The organism is Streptomyces sp. NRRL B-24085, assembly GCF_001282115.1.
In the GTDB taxonomy this organism is placed as follows: domain Bacteria; phylum Actinomycetota; class Actinomycetes; order Streptomycetales; family Streptomycetaceae; genus Streptomyces.
The window spans coordinates 1-7,157 of the sequence record NZ_LJBR01000418.1 but is presented as its reverse complement, the minus strand read 5'-3'; the positions used below and the strand labels follow the sequence as shown (position 1 = coordinate 7,157).

At 71.9% G+C, this 7,157-nt stretch carries 6 protein-coding genes; 5 read left to right on the top strand and 1 reads right to left on the bottom strand.

Annotation, left to right across the window (positions count from 1 at the left end):
* Positions 1–1,033 (bottom strand): glycoside hydrolase family 35 protein (locus AOJ26_RS35265; protein WP_199828902.1); only part of this gene is annotated, 1,033 nt, incomplete at its 3' end.
* A gap of 84 nt (positions 1,034–1,117) precedes the next feature.
* Here AOJ26_RS35265 and AOJ26_RS35260 point away from each other — a divergent pair.
* The 5 genes from AOJ26_RS35260 to AOJ26_RS35240 all read left to right on the top strand — a co-directional run bounded on the left by AOJ26_RS35260 (position 1,118) and on the right by AOJ26_RS35240 (position 7,155).
* Entirely contained in the window at positions 1,118–1,990 is an 873-nt protein-coding gene (locus tag AOJ26_RS35260) for a helix-turn-helix domain-containing protein (RefSeq protein ID WP_053852439.1), read from the top strand.
* Between the two features lie 83 nt (positions 1,991–2,073).
* Positions 2,074–2,424: a chorismate mutase gene (locus AOJ26_RS35255; protein ID WP_053852438.1), complete on the top strand. Its 351-nt coding sequence runs from the start codon at positions 2,074–2,076 to the stop codon at positions 2,422–2,424.
* 137 nt (positions 2,425–2,561) lie between these two features.
* Entirely contained in the window at positions 2,562–3,134 is a 573-nt protein-coding gene (locus AOJ26_RS35250; RefSeq protein WP_053852437.1) for a response regulator, read from the top strand.
* Positions 3,135–3,190: 56 nt separating this feature from the next.
* Complete coding sequence (gene pepN / locus AOJ26_RS35245) at positions 3,191–5,677, top strand: aminopeptidase N (RefSeq protein WP_053852436.1); 2,487 nt, start codon at positions 3,191–3,193, stop codon at positions 5,675–5,677.
* A gap of 116 nt (positions 5,678–5,793) precedes the next feature.
* Positions 5,794–7,155 (top strand): pyridoxal phosphate-dependent decarboxylase family protein, encoded by a 1,362-nt coding sequence (locus AOJ26_RS35240; protein ID WP_053852435.1) that lies wholly within the window; start codon positions 5,794–5,796, stop codon positions 7,153–7,155.
* Positions 7,156–7,157: the final 2 nt, after the last annotated feature.

Below are 7,157 nucleotides of genomic sequence, written 5' to 3'. Positions count from 1 at the left end.
CCACGTCACTGCCGGCCCCCAGCACCTCCGGCGCGGGCGGCAGGTCCGCCACCGGGCCGTCATCGGACAGCACCTCGCGGAAACGCCAGAACTTCTCCGTCGGCCTGCCGTACTCGTCGATCGGCGCGTCGTAGTCGTACGACGTCACGTCCGGCTCCAGCGGACCGTCGTGCAGCGCGCCCCCGCCCCGGTTGGCGCCCGCCCAGCCCGCGAAGTTCGTGCCCCCGTGCGCCATGTACAGGTTCACCGAGGCACCGCACTCCAGGATCTCCCGCAGCGCCGCGGCCGCGTCCCCGGCGTCCCGCACGACCGGCTCGCCGCCCCAGTGCTGGAACCAGCCGCACCAGAACTCCATGCACATCAGCGGGCCCCGCGGCTGGTGGCGGCGCAGCGTCCCGAAGGCCGTGCGGGCATCGGAACCGAAGTTCACCGTGGCGAGGACACCCGGGACCGAGCCGCCGGTGAGCATGTGGTCCTCGGGGCCGTCCGAGGTGAACAGCGGAACCGTCACGCCCTCGCCGCGCAGCAGCTCCGTCAGCCGCAGCAGATACCCGGCGTCCGAACCGTAGCTGCCGTACTCGTTCTCCGCCTGCACCATGACCACCGGGCCGCCCCGGTCGATCTGCCGCTCCACGACCTGCGGCAGCAGCCGTCCGAACCAGCCCCCGACCCGGGCGAGGTACCGCTCGTCACTCGTGCGCGGACGCCCCTCCAGCCAGTGCGGCAGACCGCCGTTCTCCCACTCCGCGCAGATGTAGGGGCCGGGGCGGACGATCGCCCACAGCCCCGCCTCCCGGGCCGCGTCCAGGAACCGGCCCAGCGCCTCCACGTCCCGGAAGTCGCCCGGGTGCGGCTCGTGCAGGTTCCACGGCACGTACGTCTCCACGCAGTTGAGGCCCATCGCCCGCAGCATCGCCAGCCGGTGCCCCCACGCGGCCTCGTGCACCCGGAAGTAGTGCAGCGCCCCGGACAGCAGCCGGACCGGCCGTCCGTCCAGCAGGAAATCGGTTTCACCCACCCTGAACTCGCTCATAGGCTCCACCCTCGCCACTGGCGGCGATCACGTCCATGGACAAAGATCGGCGCTGCTTGGACCGAAGCGCATGCAAGGAGCGCGATGTACCACACCTGGATGCGGTTCCTCACCCCCAGCCCCGTCCACCACCGCCTGGGCCTGGTCTGCCTGGGAGTCGGACTCCAGTACGGCCCGCTGCCCACCGTCGGTCCCCGCACCCTCGACAGCCACGTCGCCGTCGTCATCAGCACCGGCACCGGCTGGTACGAGACCCCCGACGGCCGCCGTACCACGGTCACCGCGCCCTCGCTGCTGTGGCTCACCCCCGGCATCCCCCACCACTACGCGCCCGACCCGGACACCGGCTGGGACGAGGGGTTCGTCGGCTTCACCGGGCCCGCCACCGCCACCTACACCGAACTCGGCTACATCGAACCCGACCGCCCCGTCGTGCCCCTGTCCGACGCCACCGGCCCGCGCACGGTGATCGCCCGCATCGCCCGAGCGGCCCGCCGCGACAACCCCCTCCTGGAGGTCGAGACCGGCGCCGCCGTCCACGAACTCCTGGTCGCCCTGCGCCGCGCCCGCGCCGACCTCGCCCCCGACGGCGACCCCGTCCTCAAGGCCCTCGCCCGCGACGCCTGCAAACCCATGTCCGTCGCCGACCACGCCACGGCACACGGCATGACCCTCGCCGAACTGCGCACCGCCGTCCGCCGCGGCGCCGGGTGCAGCCCCAAGGACTACCTCCTCGGCATCCGCCTCGGCCGCGCCAAGGAACTCCTCGCCGCCACCGAACTCCCCGTCGCCTCCGTCGCCCGCCGCGTCGGCTACGACGACCCCGCCTACTTCTCCCGCCTCTTCACCCGCCGCGTCGGCATGGCCCCCGTCCGCTTCCGCGCCCAGGAGAGCCGGACCGTGCCGGGCGGCTGGAGCCACCAGGTGCCGGACCCGGACGACCTGCCGAGGGTCTGACAGGTGAACGTCCGCGGGCTCGGCGGGGCGTCGACCACGGGTGCCGGGCCGGGCCATGAGCCGTCCGTCTAGGGTTGTCGCCCATGACCACCAGCAACACCGGATCCGGTGACGTCGACCCCGCCGTCCGCGAAGAGCTCAACCGGCTGCGGGACAGCATCGACAACATCGACGCGGCCGTCGTCCACATGCTCGCCGAGCGCTTCAAAGCCACCCAGCAGGTCGGCCACCTCAAGGCCCGCCACCAACTGCCGCCCGCCGACCCGGCCCGCGAGGCCCGCCAGATCGAACGGCTGCGCACCCTCGCCGAGAACGCCAAACTCGACCCGGCCTTCGCCGAGAAGTTCCTGAACTTCATCATCGCCGAGGTGATCCGGCACCACGAGCGCATCGCCGAGGACACCGTCAACGGCTCCGCCCCCCTGGCCGATTGACCCCGCCCCGAACGCGGGGGAGGTGACAGCGGCGCCCGCACCCGGCATGCTGCGCTGTGCACTCCTTGTCAGCCCGCGAGCACACCGTGTCAGCGCACGGGCGTAGGCTGGCTGTCCGCGAGGGAGGGACGCCGGCCATGCCTTCGGATGCCAAGATCCTCATCGTCGACGACCACGAGGACACGCTCTACGCCCTGGAGAGCGCCCTCGCCCCGCTGGGCTACCGGCTCGGCCGCGCCACCAGCGGTGACGAGGCCCTCAAGCAGGTGCTCCGGGGCCAGGTCGGCCTCCTGCTCCTCGACGTGCGGATGCCCGGCGTCAGCGGACTCGACGTGGTCCGCTACATGCGCCGCCTGGAACAGACCCAGCACATCCCCGTCGTCCTGGTCACCGGCTTCGGCCCCGACCACGAACTCACCTCCGCCGCCTTCGGCCTGGGCGTCGCCGACCTCGTCATGAAACCCATCGACCCCTGGGCCCTGCGCACCAAGGTCCGCTACCTCTTCGACGCCCACCGCCGCCACCTCGCCCTCGAACACGAGGTGCGGGAGTTACGAGCCCTCGTCAAGGACCACACCGAGGACAAGCGCCACGACGAGGACGCCGTCGCCCCCGCCGCCCACCCTGCCCTGCCCCACCCGGACGCCCGCGTACCGGTGCAGCGCGGCACCGGGGCGCACACCGGGGAGCTCGAACAGGACCGGACATAAGGCGTGTACCGATCCGCCTCTGTGAGTTGCCCGTGCCATCAGGCAGCATGTCCTGCATGTCCGTACTGACGCGCGACGAAGCGCAGACCCGTGCCAAGCTCCTCGACGTCCACCGCTACACCATCGCGCTCGACCTCACCACCGGCGACGAGACCTTCGCGTCCCGGACCGTCATCCGGTTCACCGCGCGCACGCAGGCGGACACCTTCGTCGAACTCAAGCCGGCCGAACTGCGGGAAGCCACCCTCGACGGCCGCCCCCTCGACCCGGAGACCCTTGAGGAGAACCGGCTGCCCCTCAAGGGACTGACCGCCGGCGAGCACGAACTGCGCATCGACGCCGTCATGCGGTACTCCCGCACCGGCGAGGGCATGCACCGCTTCACCGACCCCACCGACGGCGAGACCTACGCCTACACCCAGCTCTTCCTGGACGACGTGCAGCGCGTCTTCGCCGCCTTCGACCAGCCCGACCTCAAGGCCGTCTTCGACCTGTCCGTGACGGCCCCCGAGAACTGGACCGTCCTCGCCAACGGCATCACCAGCCACCTCGGCGACGGCCACTGGCAGGCCACCCCCACCCCCCTGATCTCCACCTACCTCGTCGCCGTCGCCGCCGGCCCCTGGCACTCCGTGCGCACCGAACACCGCGGCCTGCCCTTCGGCATCCACTGCCGCCGCTCGCTCGCCCCCTACCTCGACCCGGACGCCGACGAGATCTTCGAGATCACCAAGCAGTGCTACGACCGCTACCACGAGAAGTTCGAGGAGCCCTACCCCTGCGACTCCTACGACCAGGCGTTCGTCCCCGAGTTCAACGCCGGCGCCATGGAGAACCCCGGACTCGTCACCTTCCGCGACGAGTTCGTCTACCGCTCCGCCGTCACCGACACCGAACGCCAGACCCGCGCCATGGTCATCGCCCACGAGATGGCCCACATGTGGTTCGGCGACCTCGTCACCCTGCGCTGGTGGGACGACATCTGGCTGAACGAGTCCTTCGCCGAGTACATGGGCTACCAGACCCTCACCGAGGCCACCCGCTTCACCGACACCTGGGTCGACTTCGGCGTCGTCCGCAAGGGCTGGGGCTACGACGCCGACCAGCGCCCCTCCACCCACCCCGTCGCCCCCGACGCCGTCGACGACACCGCCTCCGCCCTCCTCAACTTCGACGGCATCTCCTACGCCAAGGGCGCCTCCGCACTGCGGCAGCTGGTGACCTGGCTCGGCGAGAAGGACTTCCTCGCCGGCATCAACACCCACTTCGCCCGCCACAAGTTCGCCAACGCCGCCCTCGCCGACTTCATCGACTCCCTCGCCTCCGCCACCGAACGCGACGTCCACGCCTGGGCCGACGCCTGGCTGCGCACCACCGGCGTCGACACCCTGCGGCCCGTCGTCACCCGCGGCGAGGAAGGCACCTACACCCTCCAGGTCGAGCACGAGGGCAGCCGCCCCCACCGCATCGCCGTCGGCCTCTACGACCAGGACGTCGCCGACGAGGGCTGCCACCTCGTCCTGCGCGACCGCCTCGACCTCGACGTCCCGCAGAGCACCCCGCAGCCCATCGGCAAGCGCCCCACCCTCCTGCTCCTCAACGACGGCGACCTCAGCTACGCCAAGGTCCGCTTCGACACCGACTCCTTCAAAGCCGTCACCGAGTGCCTGTCCGGCCTGCCCTCGCCCCTGACACGCGCCGTCGTCTGGAACGCCCTGCGCGACGCGGTCCGCGACGGCGAACTCCCGCCCACCGCCTACCTGGACACGGCCCGCGCCCACCTCCCGCACGAGACCGACCTCGCCCTCGTCCAGGGCGTCCTCGCCTTCGCCTCCACCTACGTCGCCGACCGCTACGTCACCCCCGAGCAGCGCCCCGCCGCCCTCACCGCCCTCTCCTCCCTGTGCCGCGACCTCATCCGCCGCACCGAGGACGGCGACAATCCCGGCCTGCGCCTGATCGCCGTCCGCCACTGCATCGACGTCGCCGCCCACCCCGACACCATCGCCGCCTGGCTCGCCGACGGCACCGTCCCCGGCGGCCCCGAACTCGACCCCGAACTGCGCTGGCGCGTCCTGGCCCGCCTCGCCGTCCTCGGCGCCACCGACGAGACCGCCATCGCCGCCGAACTGGCCCGCGACCCCTCCGCCACCGGCCAGGAAGGCGCCGCCCGCTGCCGCGCCGCCCTGCCCACCGAAGAGGCCAAGGCACAGGCCTGGGAAGCGATGTTCACCCGCGACGACCTCTCCAACTACCTGTTCACCGCCACCGCCCGGGGCTTCTGGCAACCCGAACAGAGCGACCTCGTACGGCAGTACGTGCCCCGCTACTACGAGGACGCCGTCGCCCTCGCCGCCCGCCGCGGCCCCGCCATCGCCGACGCCGCCGGCCGCTGGGCCTTCCCCGACCACGCCGTCGACGAGGACAACCTGCACCTCGGCGAGGCCTGCCTGCGCGACGCCGACCCCATCCCCGCCCTGCGCCGCAAACTGGTCGACCAACTCGACGACCTGGGACGCGCGTTGCGGGTGAGGCAGCCGTAGAGCGGATTTTCCCCGCACGGGAGTACCCCCTTTCGGGTCAGGATCGTTGAACTCTCCGGGCGCGCCCAGGCAACCGCGTCCAAGCTGGAAGTCCCCAGCGCCCCCGGAGGTCGACGATGCACACGCCACTGCGTCCGCTACTCGACACGGTCTTGGACGCCCTGGGGGAGGGGACCCGGCTGAGGGGCGGGCCCCTGCCGACCGGAGGCCCGCCGAAGGTGGCGGAGCGGATGCGGGCCGCGGTCGGGGACGTACTTCCGGACGAGGGTGATCCGGAAGCTCTACGGTGCCTGGTACGCGCCTTGGCGGAAGGCGCAGCGGACCCGCGGGACCCGCTCTGCGCGGCCCACCTTCACTGTCCGCCGCTGGCGGTGGCGGTGGCGGCCGACCTGGCCGTGTCAGCCCTGAATCCCTCTCTCGACTCCTGGGACCAAGCCCCGGCGGCATCGGAGCTGGAGTCACTGGTGTCACGGCACCTTGCGAGAGAGGTGTACGGCGAGACACCCAGGGGCGCGGGGAACTGCGCGACCAGCCCCCACCGGCCCGACACTTTGCTCACAACCGGCGGCACGGAATCCAACCAACTCGCTCTCCTCCTGGCCAGAGAGACCCTCGGCCCAGGCGTCCGACTGATCTGCGGCGAAAACGCCCATCACTCCCTGCCGAGGGCCGCCTGGCTACTCGGCATGCCGGAACCGATCACCGTCCCCACCCCCACCGGCACGCTCGACCCCGCAGCCCTCGACGAAGCCCTGCACGGACCGTCGGTCATCGCCGCCACCGCGGGCACCACGGACGCCGGCCTCATCGACCCCCTCCCCGAGATCGCCGCCCTGTGCGCACAGCGAGGCGCACGGCTGCACATCGACGCGGCCTACGGCGGAGGGCTCCTCTTCAGCCCCCGGCACAGAACCAAGCTCACCGGCCTCAGCGTCGCCGACACCGTCACCCTCGACCTGCACAAACTCGGCTGGCAACCCGTCGCCGCAGGCATCCTCGCCGTCCGCGACGCCCAGGACCTCGCCGCCCTGTCCCACCGCGCCGACTACCTCAACGCCGACGACGACACCGAAGCCGGCCTCCCCGACCTCCTCGGCCGCTCCCTGCGCACCACCCGCCGCCCCGACATCCTCAAGATCGCCGTCACCCTCAAGACCCTGGGCCGCGCAGGACTCGCCGCCCTCGTCGACCAAGTCTGCGCACAGGCACAGGAGTTCGCCCGAGCCGTCGAGGAACACCCCGGCTTCGAACTCCACACACCCCCCACCATCAGCACGGTCCTGTTCCGCCCTGCACACGCCACCGACGACGCCGTGGCCGCCGTACGCCGACAACTCCTCACCGACGGCCGCGCCGTCCTCGGCCGAGCCCGCGCGGCGAACCGGCTCTGGCTCAAGGCCACCCTCCTCAACCCCACCACCCGGCCGGCCGACCTCGCCGGACTCCTGCACCTCGTGGAAGGAACCACCCCCCGATGAAC